At 66.9% G+C, this 16,297-nt stretch carries 16 protein-coding genes; 3 read left to right on the forward strand and 13 right to left on the reverse strand.

Going from position 1 to position 16,297, the window contains the following annotated elements:
- Positions 1 to 2: 2 nt before the first annotated feature.
- Genes FHY50_RS05305 through FHY50_RS05335 form a run of 7 tightly spaced genes read right to left on the reverse strand, consistent with a single transcriptional unit; the run spans position 3 to position 6,446 of the window.
- The gene (locus FHY50_RS05305; RefSeq protein WP_140047479.1) at positions 3 to 539 is read right to left on the reverse strand and encodes a GNAT family N-acetyltransferase; all 537 of its coding nucleotides are present in this window, start codon (positions 537 to 539) and stop codon (positions 3 to 5) included.
- Positions 536 to 1,525: a porphobilinogen synthase gene (hemB, locus tag FHY50_RS05310; RefSeq protein WP_140047480.1), complete on the reverse strand. Its 990-nt coding sequence runs from the start codon at positions 1,523 to 1,525 to the stop codon at positions 536 to 538. The genes FHY50_RS05305 and hemB overlap by 4 nt, the downstream gene beginning before the upstream one ends.
- Positions 1,526 to 1,564: 39 nt before the next feature.
- Positions 1,565 to 3,013 (reverse strand): ATP-binding protein, encoded by a 1,449-nt coding sequence (locus FHY50_RS05315; RefSeq protein WP_140047481.1) that lies wholly within the window; start codon positions 3,011 to 3,013, stop codon positions 1,565 to 1,567.
- Between the two features lie 43 nt (positions 3,014 to 3,056).
- The gene (gene bla, locus FHY50_RS05320; RefSeq protein WP_140047482.1) at positions 3,057 to 3,920 is read right to left on the reverse strand and encodes a class A beta-lactamase; all 864 of its coding nucleotides are present in this window, start codon (positions 3,918 to 3,920) and stop codon (positions 3,057 to 3,059) included.
- Positions 3,920 to 4,255, reverse strand: coding sequence for a 2Fe-2S iron-sulfur cluster-binding protein (locus FHY50_RS05325; RefSeq protein ID WP_140047483.1), 336 nt, complete (start codon positions 4,253 to 4,255; stop codon positions 3,920 to 3,922). Before FHY50_RS05325 ends, bla begins: the two co-directional genes overlap by 1 nt.
- Complete coding sequence (locus FHY50_RS05330; protein WP_140047484.1) at positions 4,252 to 5,340, reverse strand: cysteine desulfurase family protein; 1,089 nt, start codon at positions 5,338 to 5,340, stop codon at positions 4,252 to 4,254. The genes FHY50_RS05325 and FHY50_RS05330 overlap by 4 nt, the downstream gene beginning before the upstream one ends.
- A complete protein-coding gene (locus FHY50_RS05335; RefSeq protein ID WP_140047485.1) occupies positions 5,337 to 6,446 on the reverse strand; it encodes a cysteine desulfurase family protein in 1,110 nt (369 codons plus the stop codon). The genes FHY50_RS05330 and FHY50_RS05335 overlap by 4 nt, the downstream gene beginning before the upstream one ends.
- A gap of 95 nt (positions 6,447 to 6,541) precedes the next feature.
- Here FHY50_RS05335 and FHY50_RS05340 point away from each other — a divergent pair, with 95 nt between their 5' ends.
- Positions 6,542 to 7,198, forward strand: a complete 657-nt coding sequence (locus tag FHY50_RS05340) for an alpha/beta hydrolase (protein ID WP_140047486.1) — start codon at positions 6,542 to 6,544, stop codon at positions 7,196 to 7,198.
- Positions 7,199 to 7,429: 231 nt separating this feature from the next.
- Here the strand turns inward: FHY50_RS05340 and FHY50_RS14175 are convergent, their stop codons facing one another.
- A complete protein-coding gene (locus FHY50_RS14175; RefSeq protein WP_166745511.1) occupies positions 7,430 to 7,597 on the reverse strand; it encodes a hypothetical protein in 168 nt (55 codons plus the stop codon).
- 9 nt (positions 7,598 to 7,606) lie between these two features.
- Positions 7,607 to 8,584, reverse strand: a complete 978-nt coding sequence (locus FHY50_RS05345) for a threonine ammonia-lyase (RefSeq protein ID WP_244935299.1) — start codon at positions 8,582 to 8,584, stop codon at positions 7,607 to 7,609.
- Between the two features lie 149 nt (positions 8,585 to 8,733).
- Here FHY50_RS05345 and FHY50_RS05350 point away from each other — a divergent pair, with 149 nt between their 5' ends.
- On the forward strand, positions 8,734 to 9,963 hold the full coding sequence (locus FHY50_RS05350; protein ID WP_420030874.1) for a type III PLP-dependent enzyme: 1,230 nt from the start codon (positions 8,734 to 8,736) through the stop codon (positions 9,961 to 9,963).
- Between the two features lie 124 nt (positions 9,964 to 10,087).
- Here the strand turns inward: FHY50_RS05350 and FHY50_RS05355 are convergent, their stop codons facing one another.
- The 3 genes from FHY50_RS05355 to FHY50_RS05365 form a co-directional block, all read right to left on the reverse strand.
- Entirely contained in the window at positions 10,088 to 10,534 is a 447-nt protein-coding gene (locus tag FHY50_RS05355) for a hypothetical protein (protein WP_140047489.1), read from the reverse strand.
- Positions 10,535 to 10,656: 122 nt separating this feature from the next.
- Positions 10,657 to 11,829, reverse strand: coding sequence for a carboxynorspermidine decarboxylase (locus FHY50_RS05360; RefSeq protein WP_140047490.1), 1,173 nt, complete (start codon positions 11,827 to 11,829; stop codon positions 10,657 to 10,659).
- A 192-nt stretch (positions 11,830 to 12,021) separates the two neighbouring features.
- Positions 12,022 to 13,227: a saccharopine dehydrogenase family protein gene (locus FHY50_RS05365; protein WP_140047491.1), complete on the reverse strand. Its 1,206-nt coding sequence runs from the start codon at positions 13,225 to 13,227 to the stop codon at positions 12,022 to 12,024.
- A 136-nt stretch (positions 13,228 to 13,363) separates the two neighbouring features.
- Between FHY50_RS05365 and FHY50_RS05370 the strand changes: the two genes are divergently transcribed.
- The gene (locus FHY50_RS05370) at positions 13,364 to 14,338 is read left to right on the forward strand and encodes an alpha/beta hydrolase (protein WP_140047492.1); all 975 of its coding nucleotides are present in this window, start codon (positions 13,364 to 13,366) and stop codon (positions 14,336 to 14,338) included.
- A gap of 68 nt (positions 14,339 to 14,406) precedes the next feature.
- Here the strand turns inward: FHY50_RS05370 and FHY50_RS05375 are convergent, their stop codons facing one another.
- On the reverse strand, positions 14,407 to 16,293 hold the full coding sequence (locus FHY50_RS05375; protein ID WP_140047493.1) for an XrtA/PEP-CTERM system amidotransferase: 1,887 nt from the start codon (positions 16,291 to 16,293) through the stop codon (positions 14,407 to 14,409).
- Positions 16,294 to 16,297: the final 4 nt, after the last annotated feature.

A 16,297-nucleotide genomic window follows, 5' to 3' on the forward strand; every position in this document is an offset into this window, starting at 1 on the left:
CGCTAGATCTGGGCCGGCCGGGCGATGCGAAAGGTCACGTGGCGCTTGAGCGGGCTGCCGTCGGGAACCACGGGATGGTCGAAATCACCATCGATGTCGCGAACCATATCCAGCCGTTCCATCACGGCGCGGCTGCGGACGTTGATTGCCGAGGTGATCGCGACGACTTCGGCTTCGCGGCGGTTCGCCCATGCCCAGCCAAGCGTGGCGCGCGCTGCCTCGAGTGCATAGCCCTGTCCCAGCCCGGCACTGCCGAGCGCCCAGCCGATTTCGAGCAGACCCTCGATCGGGGTGCCCTCACCGCCGGGCTTGAGCCCACACTGACCGATCAAGGCTCCGTCGGCGCGGCGCTCGACTGCCCAGAAGCCAAGGCCGTGGCTGGCGCGATAGTCGATATGCCTGTCGAGCGCGGCAAGGGGATCGTCTGCGAATGCCGGCCCGAGAAACTGGACGATATGCGGTGCCGCCATCATCTCGACGAATGCGCCGCGATCACCATCCTGCCACGGCCGCAGCACCAGTCGTTCGGTCGCGATCACGCGCCGAGCAGCCGCGCCGCATGGCTTGCGTGATAGGTCAGCACGCCCGAGCAGCCGGCGCGCTTGAACGCCATCAGCGTCTCGAGCACCAGCGCGTCGCGGTCGCCCGCGCCTGCCGCAGCAGCCGCCTCGATCATCGCATATTCGCCCGACACCTGGTACGCGAATACCGGCACTTCGAACGCCGCCTTCACCCTGGCGACGATGTCGAGATAGGGCAGCCCGGGCTTGACCATCACGCTGTCGGCGCCCTCGGCGAGATCGAGCGCGACTTCGCGCAGCGCCTCCTCGGCATTGGCGGGGTCCATCTGATAGGTCTTCTTGTCGCCCTTGAGCAGCCCGCGCGAACCCACCGCGTCGCGGAACGGGCCGTAAAAGGCGCTGGCGTACTTCGCGGCATAGGCCATGATCTGGACGTTGGCGTGCCCCGCCCCCTCCAGTGCCTCCCGGATCGCGCCGACGCGGCCATCCATCATGTCGGACGGCGCGACGATATCGGCGCCGGCATCGGCCTGTACCACCGCCTGCTGCACCAGCATGTCCGAGGTCGCGTCGTTGAGGACATAGCCTGCGGCATCGACCAGCCCGTCATGGCCGTGGCTGGTATAGGGGTCGAGCGCGACATCGGTCAGCACGCCGACCTCGGGCACCGCTTCCTTGATTGCGCGGATCGCGCGGCACATCAGGTTGTCGGGGTTGAGCGCCTCGCGCCCATCGTCGCTGCGCAGGCCGTGCGGTGTGTTCGGGAACAGGGCAACGCATGGAATGCCGAGCGCGCGGGCCTCGCGCGCGCGCTCGACGATGCCCGCTATCGGCCAGCGCGACACGCCGGGCAGCGATGCGATCGGCTCTTCCGCATCGCCTTCGCTGACGAACATCGGCCAGATTAGGTCTGCGGGGGTGAGTTGCGTCTCGCGGTGCAGCCGCCGCGACCAGTCGGCGGATCGCGTGCGACGGAGCCGGAGCGCGGGGTAGGAGGCGTGCATCGCCGGTGTCTTGGCGCATGCGCGCCCGGGTAGCAAGGTTCAGGCGGGCGCGGTGGTCCATCCCAGCCGCGGCAGCGTGATCGAGCGTTTGCCTGCCATATCGACGCGGGTGACGAACAGTTCGCGCTCCTCGATATAGGCGAGCAGGCGTTTCACCCGGCCCAGCGAATGCGTGCCATAGGTCTGAGCGATCCGCTCGTCGGGCGGGGTCGGCGCACCTTCGCGGGCGGCACGGGCGACGAGCAGATACGCGCCGAGCATGTCGTCGGGCAGGTCGCGTGCAAGCGCGATGGCGTCGGTATAGCCCTCGCCTGCCGGATCGACGATGCCCGCCCTCGCGCACGCCAGCCGCCGCTGGAATCCCGACAGGTCGAGCGGCGGCCTGGCCAGCCCCAGCATCCGGCAGCGCACCTGAAAATCCTGGAACAGCACGCTAGCCGACTGGAACGCCGAATCAGCGTCGGCGACGATCGTGCGCAGCGCCTCGGCCATGATGGGATCGGCCTCGGCATCCCCGGGCGGCGGCGGCAAGTCCAGTTCAGGTGCGGTTTCGCCAGTCGGGCGGGTAATCGCCCACAGCACGTCGTCGCTGCTCGGCTTCGGGGCGGGCGGCGGCGGCAGCGGCGGGGCTTCGTCGGCAGCAGGGGCGAACAGCAGGTCGCGCACGCCCTCCTGCGCCTGCGGCAGCGGTGTCAGCTTGGGCGAGGACGACCGCGCCGAGGTCTCGACCGCACCGATCGTCACCGACAGCGGGCGTCGCGATACGGCCGGGCCTAGCGCCAGGAACGTCCCGCGCTGAAGGTCGCGGATCGCCTCGGCCTGGCGTCGCTCCATCCCGAGCAGGTCGGCGGCGCGCGCCATGTCGATGTCAAGGAATGTGCGCCCCATCAGGAAGTTGGAAGCCTCCGCCGCGACGTTCTTGGCGAGCTTCGCGAGGCGCTGCGTCGCGATCACCCCGGCCAGCCCGCGCTTGCGGCCGCGGCACATCAGGTTGGTCATCGCCGACAGCGATGCGCGGCGGGCGTCCTCGGCGACTTCACCGGCCGCGGCAGGGGCGAACAACTGCGCCTCGTCGACCACCACCAGCGCCGGATACCAATGGTCGCGCGGGGCGTCGAACAGCGCCATCAGGAACGCGGCGGCGCAGCGCATCTGCGCCTCCGCCTCCAGCCCCTCAAGATTGAGCACCACCGACGCGCGATGTTCGCGGATGCGCGTGCCGAAGCGGATGATCTCGCGCTCGCTATGGTCGACCGCCTCGATGACGATGTGGCCATAAGCGTCGGACAGTGTCGTGAAATCGCCCTCGGGATCGACGATTACCTGTTGCACCTGCCCGGCACTGCGTTCGAGCAGGCGGCGCAGCAAATGCGACTTTCCCGACCCGGAGTTGCCCTGGACGAGCAGCCGCGTCGCCAGCAATTCCTCAAGGTCGATCGGGACGGGCTTTCCCGAACCGTCGTTTCCCATGTCGACGAGAAAGGTCATCGGCGCAGCGTTTGGACGAAGCGGGCCGGTTCGGGCAAGCGGATTAGGCGAACACCTGCCCGACCAGTTCTCCGACCGCCGCATGGGCGGCGTTTGCGTTGGCGTCGGAGAGGCCGGCCGCGTCGAGATAGCAGGCGATCACGATCGGCTTGCGCCCCGGCGGGATGGCAAAGGCGACGTCGTTGAAACAGCCTTCGCCGCTGGTCCCGGTCTTGTCGCCGCACTGCCAGTCGGCCGGGAGCCCGCCGCGCAACCGCGCCCGCCCGGTGGTGCTCGCCGCCATCCAGCGCTGTAGCAGCGCGTGCGATTGAGGCATGAGCACGTCGCCGAACAGCAGGCGGTCGATCGTCATCGCGATCGCCATCGGCGTGGTGGTGTCGCGCAGATCGCCGCCGCGCACGATATTGAGCGTCGGCTCGTCGCGGTCGAGCCGCGTGGCCGGATCGCCGATCGAGCGCAGCCAGCGGGTCAGCCCTGCCGGTCCGCCGAGCTGCGGCAGCAGCAGGTTGGCGGCGGAATTGTCCGACACCTCGACCGCGGCGCGGCACAGTCGCTCGACCGACAGCGCGCCGGTGGCGAGGTTCTCGCGCACCACCGGAGCATAGCCGAGCAGATCCGCCTCGCCGAAACGGATCGTACGATCGAGCGTGAGCCGCCCCGCATCGACCTGCGCCAGGATCGCGGCGGCGAGCGGTGCCTTGAAGGTCGAGCACAGCGCATAGCGCGCGCCTGCGTCGAGGCTCAGTCGCCGACCGGTGCCGGTGTCGTAAGCGAACACGCCAAGCCGCCCGCCGGAAGCGCGGGCGATGTCGCGAAGCGCATCCCGCGCGCGCGCTTCTGCCGTACCTGACATGCCGAGCAATGACGCGGCCCCCGCACCGAGCAGCAGCGCTCGCCGAGTCGGCATCACCGCCCCTGCATGTCGCGGTGCCCCGGCGGCATCCGCACGGTCAGCGTGCCGAGATCGGCGTTCAGCGTGATCTGGCACGCCAGGCGGCTGGTGCGCGTCGCGCCGACGGCGAGGTCGAGCATGTCCTCCTCGTCCGCGCTGGCGGGCGGCAATCGTTCGAAATCCTCCGCAGCGACGATGACGTGGCAGGTCGAGCATGCCATCTGACCCTCGCACGTGCCCTCCAGCGGTTGGCCGTCATTCTGGGCGACGTCGAGCAGCCGGTCGCCGGCCGCCGCATCGACTTCGCGCATGCCGATGCCGTCGGACGCGACGAAACGGACGCGGATCATGCGGCGATCCGCTGCGCACGGGCGGCGGTGTCGATGCGATCGAGCGCGGCGATCAGTTCTTCGCTGGTGGTGTAGCGGCCGAAGCCGATGCGGACGCTCGACCGCGCCTGCGTATCGCTCAGCCCGATCGCGCGCAGCACATGGCTCGAGCGGCCCGAGCCACTCGCACACGCCGATCCGGCTGAGAAGGCGATGTCGCGGCATTCGCTCATCAGGCGTGCAACGTCGAGGCCGTCGCGGCGCAGGTTGAGATTGCCCGGATAGCGCGCGTGCCGCGAGCCGTTGAGCATCCAGTCGTCACCCAGCCGTTCGCGTGCGACATCGAACAGCGCGGCGACGTGCGCCGAATCCGCATCGCGGCGCTCGATCGCGATCCGCGCGGCCATACCGAAGCCGGCGCACAGCGCGGGCGACAAGGTGCCCGACCGGCCATCCTCCTGATTGCCGCCGTGCAGCAGCGGCTCGATCGCCACGCCGTCGCGAATCCACAGCGCGCCGATTCCTTTAGGTCCGTGCAGCTTGTGCGCCGAGATCGCGATCAGGTCGCAGGTCTCGGGAATCGCAACGCGGCCATAGCCCTGGACGGCATCGCACAGCATCATTGCCCCCGCCGCGTGCGCGAGGTCGGCAAGCTGCGCGATCGGCTGAATGACGCCGATCTCGTTGTTGACCAGCATCGCCGCGACCAAGCCGGTGCCGGGAATGATTGCCGTTGCGGCGCGATCGAGATCGACCAGGCCGTCGCGTTCGACCGGAAGGATCGTCACCTGCCGGCCGCGCGCACGCTCTGCCGCGACCGTATCGAGCACGGCGGCATGTTCGCTGGCCAAGGTGACGATCGGACCAGCGCTACCCTTGATCGCCCAGTTGAGCGCTTCGGTGGCGCCACTGGTGAAGGCCAGCCGTCCTGTGGCCGGCAACAGCCCTTCGATCCAGTCGCGCGCCACCTCGACCGCGGCCTTGGCGGCACGGCCGGGGGCATGCGCCGAATGTGGATTGGCATGCTGGCGCTCAAGCCACGGCAGCATCGCCGCCAGCGCTTCGGGCGCGAGCGGAGTCGTCGCCTGATAGTCGAGATAGGTCATGCCAGGGTCGGGCCGAGGTCCGGGGTCGGCGCGTCGCGCGTGGCATGGGCGATCGCGGACCATTGCTCGACGAAGCGCTCGACATCCTCCTCGCTGGTGTCGAGGCCGAAGCTGACCCGGACGACTTCGCCCGCGGCCGCCGAATCGATCCCCATCTGCGCCAGCACGTGACTCGGGCGCATGCTGCCCGACGAACAGGCGGCACCGGCAGATACGGCGATCCCCGCCATGTCGAAGCGGATCAACTGGGCCGCGGCGCTGGTGCCCGGCATCCGATACGAGCCGATCGCAGGATTGCGGGGGCTGGCGCGCGCGATGACGGTTCCGCCCGCCGCCTCGACGCCTTGGTCTAGCATCGCACGCAGCTCGGCCATGCCCTCAATGTCTTCGGGCGCGCACAATGCCGCCGCAAAGGCGATCGCGCCGGGAACATTCTCGGTACCGCCGCGATACCCGCGTTCCTGCCCCCCGCTCGGGCGCAGATGTGCGAGATCGCGCACGAACAGCGCACCGATGCCGGGCGGACCGCCGCGCTTGTGGCCAGACACCGCGATCATATCGGCATGGTCCACGGGAAGGTCGCCATCGTCCCAGCCCACCGGCATTTGCGCGGCATCGACCACCAGCAGGCCGCTGCGCGCATGCACGCGCTCGGCGATCGCGGCGAGCGGCTGCAAAACGCCGGTCTCGTTATTGCCCCATTGCACCGCGACCAGCGGCTCCTCGCCGATTTCAGCCAGTTTCACGTCGAGGGCGGCGAGATCGACCAGCCCGTCACCCCCCACCGCCAGCCGGTCGGCCTTGGTCGCAGCACGCAGCACCGCGTCGTGCTCGACCGAGGATACCAAGCATCCTTCGCTGTCGCCGCGGGCGAGCGCGATCTGGATCGCTTCGGTCGCGCCGCTGGTGAAGATGCATTCCCCTTTCCAGCCATAGGCCGATCGCACGCGCGTGCGCGCATCCTCCAGCGCCGCACGTGCCACGCGGCCTTCGTGATGCGGCGACGACGGGTTGGCCCAGCGGGTCAAGGCGTCCGTCAGCGCCTGGCGCGCGACCGGACGCATCGGGGTGGTCGCGGCATGGTCCAGATAGAGACGGTCGGCCATGGGCGCTCCGAATGATTGCGCGGGAAAGGCAGACGCCTATATAGCCCACACTTTGGCGCGCGCCAGCGAGCGTCCGTCCAGCCAAGCAGGATATCATGCCAGAAGTCATCTTCCCCGGTCCCGAAGGCCGTCTCGAAGGCCGGTTCGTTCCCGGCCCCCGCCCGCGCGCGCCGGTCGCGATGATCCTGCACCCGCATCCCGCATCGGGCGGCACGATGAACAATCGCATCGTCCAGGAGCTCTACAAGACCTTCCAGCGCCGCGGCTTCGCGACGCTGCGCTTCAATTTCCGCGGCGTCGGGAAGAGCCAGGGGACGTTCGACAACGGCGTCGGCGAATTGTCGGATGCCGCCTCCGCGCTCGACTGGGTGCAGAGCTTTCATCCCGAGGCGCAGACGACCTGGATCGCCGGCGTCAGCTTCGGTGCGTGGATCGGCATGCAGTTGCTGATGCGGCGGCCGGAGATTCGCGGCTTCATCTCGATCGCCCCGCCCGCCAACATGTACGATTTCACCTTCCTCGCGCCCTGCCCGTCGTCCGGGATCATTATCCAGGGCGATGCCGACGAAGTGGTGACGCCAGGCGCCGTGCAGAAGCTGGTCGAGAAGTTGCGCACGCAAAAGCACATCACCATCCATCACGACGTCATTCCGGGCGCGAATCACTTTTTCGAACACGAGATGCCGGAATTGATGGGATCGGTGGACAAATATCTCGACATGCGGCTTGACCCCAACTCGCCGATCCGCTGAACCACCTTATCGCGACAACAAGACGGAACGAGAGGGTGTTTAATCGACTGAAATGCGTGTTCGGCCGCCATGTCCGGTCGAAGGCGCATGCGGTAGCCGATGGAAGCTCCGCCTATCGCAGCATCTGCATGTATTGCGGCGTGGCGATGCGGCAGGACCATCGCCGCAGGTGGAAGGTCGACCGCCGCAAGACTTCCCGCCGCAGCGTCGACGGAGCAGCCCGCTAGCGGTTCAGATCGTCAGGATGACGATGTTGCCGACGAATACCGCCGCGCAGGCGAGCATCAGCGCGCCCTTTCTGCGATCCTTGCGGCGCAGGATCAGATGCAGTCCGCCCGCGATCAGCGCGAAGCTGGCGAGCATCAGCAGCGTCAGGATCGTCGGCAGCATGTCGGTCATCGCCGCCGTCTAGCGCCCCGTGCCGTCGGAAGCCAGCACACGCGCATAGGCTGCGCGATCGACATTGCCGCCCGACAGCAGGACCAGCGTGCCAACCCCGGAAACCACCGCGCCGCTCAGCACCGCCGCCAGCGCGACCGCTCCGCCCGGCTCCAGTACCAGCCGCAGGCGCTCGGCAGCCCAGCGCTGCGCGCTGGCGATCGCCGGCTCGCTGACCGCAACGCCGGTCGCGCCGCGGCGTGACAAGACATCGAAGGTGCGCTGGCTGACTTCCATCGTCTGCAGCGCATCGCACGCCGTCGGCGGCGGATTGGACCCGACCGGCTCGATCCAGCCAGCCTCGAGCGAGCGGCGCATATCGTCCCATCCCACAGGCTCTACCACGGTGATGCGCGCACCGGGCAGCGCGAGCGCCAGCCCGGCGGCCAGTCCGCCGCCGCCGCATGGCACGACGACATGCGCCACCTCGCCCAGGCCCGCCGCCGCCATCTGCGCCGCCGCCTCGATCCCGGCGCTGCCCTGCCCCTCGATCACCCAGGGGTCGTCGAAGCTGGGGACCAGCACCGCGCCGCGGGCATGCGCGAGGTGCGCGGCGATCCGCTCGCGGCTTTCGGTGGCGCGGTCGTAGCTGACGACTTCCGCGCCAAGCGCAAGCGTCGCATCGCGCTTCACCCGCGGTGCATCGGCAGGCATGACGATCACCGCGGGCATGCCGAGCCGCCTTGCCGCCCAGGCAACCCCTTGCGCATGATTGCCCGACGAGAAGGCGACGACGCCGCGCGATCGCTGCTCGGGCTCGATCGCGGTCAGGCGGTGCCACGCGCCGCGCAGCTTGAACGCCCCGACCGGTTGCAGACATTCGGCCTTGAAACCGACGCCATGCCCCCCAAGGTCATGGACGAGCAACGGTGACGGCGGCAGGATCGCCGCGATCTTGGAAGCTGCGTCACGGACCCCGGCTCGCGTGGGTTGTCGCAAAATCGTCACACACCATCCCGCCTGCGGAAAACCGTTGCCATAAGACTTTACATGGGGGGTCATGGACCCTAGATGCACCCCCCGCTGCCCCATGGGACTTCCAACCGCAAGGCAGCTTTTGTCACACGATGCCGAAAGGCAATTGGAGGTCCCTTGAATTGGCCAAGCACGATAGCGCGCTGGGGTTAGCGACTGCCCCGTTCGCCAACGCGGTTCGCGTTGCAGATCATCTCCGTCCGGTTCAGCCGGTAACGCTGCTGAGACCGCACGCCGCCCGGCGTGCGGCGCGATTCTTCGTCGAGAATTTTCCCGGCACGTCGATGTATGCGGTCAAGGCGAATCCATCGCCCGACCTGCTGCAGATCCTGTGGCACAGCGGCATCACCCATTACGACGTGGCGTCGATCGGCGAAGTGCGCCTCGTCGCACGCACGCTGCCGGACGCGACCTTGTGCTTCATGCACCCGGTCAAGGCCGAGGAGGCGATCGCCGAGGCGTATTTCACGCACGGCGTTCGCACGTTCTCGCTCGATACGATCGAGGAGCTGGAGAAGATCGTCCGCGCGACCAATGCCGCCGACGACCTTACCCTGTGCGTGCGGCTGCGCGTGTCGTCCGACCTGTCGAAGCTGAGCCTCGCCGCCAAGTTCGGTGCGGCGCCCGGCGAGACCAAGGAATTGCTCTTCGCAGCGCGCCAGGCGGCGGATGCGCTCGGCATCTGCTTTCACGTCGGCAGCCAGGCGATGTCGCCCGACGCTTACGCCCAGGCAATGGAGCGCGTCCGCGCGGCGATCGTCGAGGCGGCGGTGACGGTCGACGTGATCGACGTCGGCGGCGGGTTCCCCTCGGCCTATCCCGGCATGGAACCGCCCCCGCTCGAACGCTATTTCGACGTCATCCACCGCGCGTTCGAGGATCTGCCGATCTCGTACTCGGCCGAGCTGTGGGCGGAACCGGGCCGCGCGCTGTGCGCCGAATACAGCTCGCTGATTGTGCGCGTCGAACAGCGCCGCGGCGACGAGCTGTATATCAATGACGGCGCGTACGGCGCGCTGTTCGATGCGGCGCATGTCGGCTGGCGCTTTCCGGTCGAACTGCTACGCGAGCCGGAAAGCCGCGCCCGTGATCTCGAGTTCAGCTTCTACGGCCCGACCTGCGACGATCTCGACCATATGGCGGGGCCGTTCCTGCTCCCCGCCGACACGCAGGCGGGCGATTATATCGAGGTCGGCATGCTAGGAGCCTATGGCTGCGCCATGCGCACCGCGTTCAACGGCTTCGGGGCGGAGCAGGCGGTAATCGTCGAGGATGCGCCGATGGCGACGCTGTACGACGAGGCAGCCGACGAGACGCGCGACAACGTCGTCCGGCTCGGCGCGCGGGGCTGACGGTTTCGCGATCAAATGTAAGGGCGGGGATCGGATCGGTCGCCGCCCTTCTTGTTTCGACCGGTTCGTTTAAGCGACAGCCGCTCGCGCCTATGACTAATCATATCGGAAGCGACCTGGTGCTTCACGCCTTGCACATGTTGAGGTCGAACAGGCGGTACTCCATGCTGTCGGTAGACACTGCTCCCCCGACCTCTCCTTCTTTTCCCGAAACCACTGCGACCAGCTTCAGGCTGATCTCCGTAAGCTGAAATCCCATCACAGCAGCATTGGGTAGCCGATTGGAAGATGGATCGCGCTTTGCCGCTTCTTTGGTCATATTTGAGGGCTCTACTGTCAGCCCGACCTGGCCGTTATCATACTCCTGCACGTCGACTATGTTGCCAAAGTCGTAATCGCCATTGGGATAATGAAAGCGGATGACGTTTTCATCGAACGTCACGAAAGTCTTGCTACAATCCGCGCCGGTATTAGTCCACTTGTGGGCAGCCATTCGATCAAAGGCTTTACTGCCGTTGCCGCACGCAGTTAAAGCGATCGAAACGAGAAAGAGAGCCGGGACGCTGCGCATGACGTGCGAGCTAACTCCTCTCCATTGATTTCAGCTTAAGATGCGCCCAACCGCGGGACGGTAGCCTTCGATCACTCCGTTCCGGAAGTTGCCCGGACAGCTATCCACCAAAAGTCGCCCCGTCACGACAACCGATCGCGGAACGTTTCCCAGCCGAACTCGCGGACCATCGCCAGCGTATCGTCGCGGCTGTCCCACAGGTGGATCGACGGGAGCGGCACGCCGTTGAAGGTGGTCGTCTTCACCATCGAATAATGCGCCTGGTCAAGGAACGCGACGCGGTCGCCGGGGCGCGGCACGAGCTCGAACCGGTAGTCGCCGATGATGTCGCCGGCGAGGCATGAGGGACCGCCGAGGCGCACGGTGATCCCTTCCGCAGGTTCGCCGAGCAGCGCGGGGCGATACGGTGCCTCGATCACGTCGGGCATGTGGCAGGTGGCGGAAATGTCGAGGATCGCGACGGGCATGCCGTTGTCGATCACGTCGAGCACCTCGCCCACCAGGATGCCCGCGTCGAGCGCGATCGCCTCGCCGGGTTCGAGATAGAGGTCGAGGCCGGTTTCACGGCGGATGTTGTTGAGGAACGCGATCAGGTCGTCGCGCTGGTAGTCGTCGCGGGTGATGTGGTGGCCGCCGCCGAAATTGAGCCATTTGAGCTGGCCGAAATACGGTGCGATGCGCGGATGCAGCGCTTCCCAAGTACGCCGGAGCGGCGGAAAATCCTGTTCGCACAGCGAATGGATGTGGAGGCCGTCGACCCCGTCGAGGTCGGCAGCGACGAGCTGGTCGGCGGGATGGCCGAGGCGCGAATGCGGTTGGGCGGGGTCGTATTTGGCGACCTCTCCCTCGGCATGCATGGGGTTGAGGCGCAAGCCGACGTCGAACCGGCTGCCGTCGCTGCGAGCGGCTTCGAGTAGATGGGCGAAGCGCCGGTGCTGGCCGGGCGAATTGAAGATCACATGGTCCGACAGACGCGCGATCTCGGCGATGTCCGCCGCCTTGTAGCCGGCGCAGAAGGTCGCAACTTCGCCGTTGTACTGCTCGGCCGCGAGGCGCGCTTCCCACAAGCCCGACGTCGCCGTGCCGTTGAGATATTTGCCGACGAGATCGCCCAGCGACCACATCGAGAATGCCTTGAGCGCGAGCAGCAGCTTGATACCGCTCGCGTCGCGGACATCGGCGAGGATCGACAGGTTGCGTTCGATCGCGGCCTTGTCGACGACGAAGGCGGGCGACGGCACGCGCGACAGGTCGAACTTCGTGAAGGCGCCGGGGCCGCCGGATTTGGTGGTCATGGGCGCGGAGGACTGAGTCAATTTGCGGTCACCATTGACACTTTCACCAGATGGGTTATATGGGGCGAACTTGAACGGCGCTTTTTCACATCGTTAGTTAAACGCTCCGGCGTTACGCGGGGTGTCTCGACTTCGCTCGACACGAACGGTTCGGGGTGTGGTTCCGAGTGTGGTTCGGGTCAGCCGGAATAGTCAGAACTTGAGCGGTTCGGGCAGTTCCTTGACCTGCCAAGGCAAACCATGCTGGTTCAGCATGTCCATGAACGGGTCGGGATCGAACTGTTCCATGTTGAACACGCCCTCTCCCTTCCACGTGCCGTTCAGCATCAGCGCGGCGCCGATCATCGCCGGGACGCCGGTGGTGTAGCTCACCGCCTGATTGCCGGTTTCAGCGAAGGCGTCCTCGTGGTCGCAGATGTTGTAGACGTAGACCGTCTTTTGCGCGCCGTCCTTTTCGCCGGTCGCGATGTCGCCGATGTTGGTCTTGCCCTTGGTCGTGGTGCCGAGCGTCGAGGGTTCGGGCAGCACCGCCTTTAGAAACTGCAGCGGCACGATCTCGCGGCCCTCGTACAGGACCGGCTCGATCGAGGTCATGCCGACATTCTGCAGCACTTCGAGATGCTTGAGATACTGGTCGCCGAACGTCATCCAGAAGCGGATACGCTTGATCTCGGGCAGGTGCCTGGCGAGGCTCTCAATCTCCTCATGATACATCAGGTACATGTTCTTCGCGCCGACCTGATCGAAGTTGAACACCTGACGCTTGCTGAGCGCCGGGGTTTCGATCCACTCGCCATTTTCCCAGTGGCGCGCGGGCGCGGTGATCTCGCGGATGTTGATTTCGGGATTGAAGTTGGTCGCGAAATGCTGGCCGTGGTCGCCGCCGTTGCAATCGAGGATGTCGAGCGTGTCGATGCGATCGAGCAAGTGCTTCTTGATGTAGGTGGCGAACACACTGGTGACGCCGGGGTCGAAGCCCGAACCGAGCAGCGCCATCAGCCCGGCGTCCTTGAAGCGCTGCTGATAATCCCATTGCCAGTGATATTCGAATTTGGCGACATCGCGCGGCTCGTAATTGGCGGTGTCGAGATAATGCACGCCCGCCTTGAGACAGGCGTCCATCAGGGTGAGATCCTGATAGGGCAACGCGAGGTTGACGAGCAGCGCCGGCTTGACGCGCTCGATCAGCGCGGCGGTGGCATCGACATCGTCGGCATCGACCTGCGCCGTGGCGATGTCGACGCCGAAGCGCTCCTTCACCGACTTGGCGATCGCATCGCACTTGAACTGGCGGCGGCTGGCAAGCGTGATCTTGCCGAACAGGTCGGGGTTCTTGGCCATCTTGTGGACCGCGACCGACGATACGCCGCCCGCGCCGATTACCAGAACATCCTTCACGCGCTTCTCCCGGGTAGATGTGATGCGGCTCCCATATGGGAGCGGCGCAGTGGATGCAAAGCTTAGCGATCAAGGGTGGCAGGCGGATGACAAGCATGGTCCGCGCCGTTACCTCCAAGCGGCAAAGGAGCGCAGGATGATCGATCGCCGACAGTTGATGGGCCTTGGCCTTGCCGCGACCGTCGCCTCGACCGGGGCGCGTGCACAGAGCAGCACTGCGAAGGTCACGCCCTGGCCGGGGTCCGAAAGCTTTCCGCTATGGCCCGGCCCTCCGCCCAATTCGCCCCCTACCCCGCCCCGGCAGCGCGGCGAGATGTCGGGAAATCCCGCGAATCCGGAATTGTGGATGCGCGGAGTCGCGGTGCCGACCGTGTCGGTGTTCCGGCCCGAACGCCCCGACGGGCGCGCGGTGCTGTCGATCCCCGGCGGCGGCTACAGCTTCGTTTCGGTCGAGAATGAAGGGATCAACGTCGCCAAGGCGCTCAATCCCAAAGGCATCACGGTGTTCGTGCTGACCTATCGCCTGCCGATCGACGGATGGAAGAACCCGGCCGACGTGCCGCAGCAGGACGCGATCCGGGCGATGCGGCTGATCCGATCACGCGCGGGCGAGTTCCGCATCGATCCAGACAAGCTGGGCATCGTCGGGTTTTCGGCAGGCGGGCATCTGGGTGCGACGCTGGCGACGGGATATGACGACGTGGTCTACGCGCCGGTGGATGCCGCCGACCGGCTATCGGCGCGGCCGGCCTTTGCCGGATTGGTCTATGCCGTCACCACGATCGCGGTGGCCGGGCCGAAGAGCCAGTCGCGCAAAAACCTGCTTGGTGAGAACCCGTCGCCGGCACTGGTCGCGCGCTATGCCGCGGAGAGCCGCATCGATCACGAGACGCCGCCGATCTTCCTGGTCCATGCGATCGACGACGATCTGGTGCCGGTCGAGATGAGCCTGTCGACGCTGGCGACGGCACGAGCGGCGGGAGTGCCGGTCGAGGCGCATCTGTACGAGAAAGGCGGGCACGGGTTCGGGGTCGGCAACGGGCCGGATCACCCGGCGGCGGGGTGGACCGATATCTTCGACCGGTGGATCACGCGGCAATTGGCAGAATGATTTCTGGCGTCCGAGCAGGGTGTCTCGACCTCACTCGACACGAACGGTTTTGGGTCTGGGCAAACGCTCTAAACGAACATCCGACCCAGCGCGCGGTCGAGCATCAGCAATTGCCACAGCGTCCGGCCGTGTTCGGCACGGGCGAGCGTATGGTCGCTGGCGAGACGCTCGATCGCCTTGGGATCAAACCAGGTCGCGAGGATCGGCGAGCGTGCGAGGCCGGCGGCTTCGCCTGAGAGCCTCCCCCGGAACCACGCGCTGACGGGGGTGACGAAGCCCATTTTCGGACGGTAGAGGATATCGCGGGGGAGCCACGGCTCCATCGCCTTCTTCATCAGCCACTTGCCCTGCCCGCCGCGGATCCGCAGCGATGCGGGCAAGGTCGCGGCGAACTCGATCAGGCGGTGATCGAGCAGCGGCTCGCGCGCTTCTAGGCTGACCGCCATGCTGGTGCGATCGACCTTGGTGAGGATGTCGCCGGGCAACCAGTGCTTGAAATCGGCATATTGCGCGGCATCGAGCCCATCGCGCGCGGGGGCCGAGGCCATCGTCGCGATGTAGCGGTCCTCGCCGCGATAGGCGCCAAGGCCGCGTCGCATGCCATCGGCGTAGAGCGCGATGCGCAGCGCCGGAGACGTGACGCCGACGCTCCTGGCATAGGCCGCACCGCCGCTGTCGCCGAGCGCGAGCAAGGTCGTCTTGGCACGGAACTGCTGGGGCGCCCAATCGGCCTTGGGATACCAGCCACCAAGCGTACCGAATACCGAAGCGCGAAGATGCTCGGGCAGCAGACCGCGCACGCGTTCCTCGGCGCGGTGGAAGCGATAGCGGCGATACCCGGCCAGCGCCTCGTCAGCGCCGTCGCCCGACAATGCCACCGTGACCTGTTCGCGCGCGAGTTCGCAGACGCGGTAGGTGGCAAGCGCCGAAGCGTCGGCGAAGGGCTCGTCGAAGGCGTGCGCCAGCGTGTCGATCAGCGCGAAGTCGTCGGCGGCGACGGTGCGGACGCGGTGATCGGTGGCGAAGCGGTCGGCGATCGCCTGCGCATGGCTGCGTTCGTCATAGCCTGTCTCGTCGAAGCCGATCGTGCAGGTCTTGACCGCCTGCCCGCTCGCCTCGGCCATCAGCGCGACGACCGCCGAGCTGTCGACGCCGCCCGACAGGAATGCGCCCAGCGGCACGTCGGCGACCATGCGCGATCGCACGGCGGCGCGCAGATGCTCGGTCAGCTCCGCCTGGAGATCGCGGACCGACCCCCGGGCCCGGCGACTGAAATCGACATCCCACCAGCGCGCCGGTGCCGGGATCGCCTTACCGCGCTGGAGATGGAGATAGTGGCCCGCCGCCAGCTTGCGCACGCCGGCGACGATACAGGCGTCGTCGGGCACGTAGCCAAGCGCCATGAAGTCCTCGATCGCGGCAGGATCGACCGATCGTCGCAGCAGCGGATGCGCCACGAGGCCCTTGAGCTCCGACGCGAAGGCGACGCCGCCGTCGGAAAGCTCGACATAATGGAGCGGCTTCACCCCCAGGCGATCGCGCGCCAGGAACAGGCTTTGCGCGCGGGCATCGTGGAGCGCGAAGGCGAACATGCCGTTCAGCCGATCGAGCAGCGCCGGTCCCCAGGCCTGCCAGCCGTGGAGCAGCACTTCGGTATCGCTGTTGGTGGCAAACTGCGCGCCGCGCTCTTCGAGCTCGGCGCGGACCTGCGCGAAATTGTAGATTTCGCCGTTGAAGGTGACCGTCAGCGCGCCGTCGGCACTCGCCATCGGCTGGGCCCCGCCGGCAAGGTCGATGATCGACAAGCGGCGATGGCCAAGCCCGACGCCGGGCGCGGTCCACACCCCCGAACCGTCGGGGCCGCGATGCGCCATGACGTCGGTCATTGCGGTGATGCGCGCGGGATCGACGGGCTTGGGCGTGGCCGGATAGAACAATCCGGCGATCGCGCACATCGGT

The organism is Sphingomonas japonica, from assembly GCF_006346325.1.
GTDB lineage: Bacteria > Pseudomonadota > Alphaproteobacteria > Sphingomonadales > Sphingomonadaceae > Sphingomonas > Sphingomonas japonica.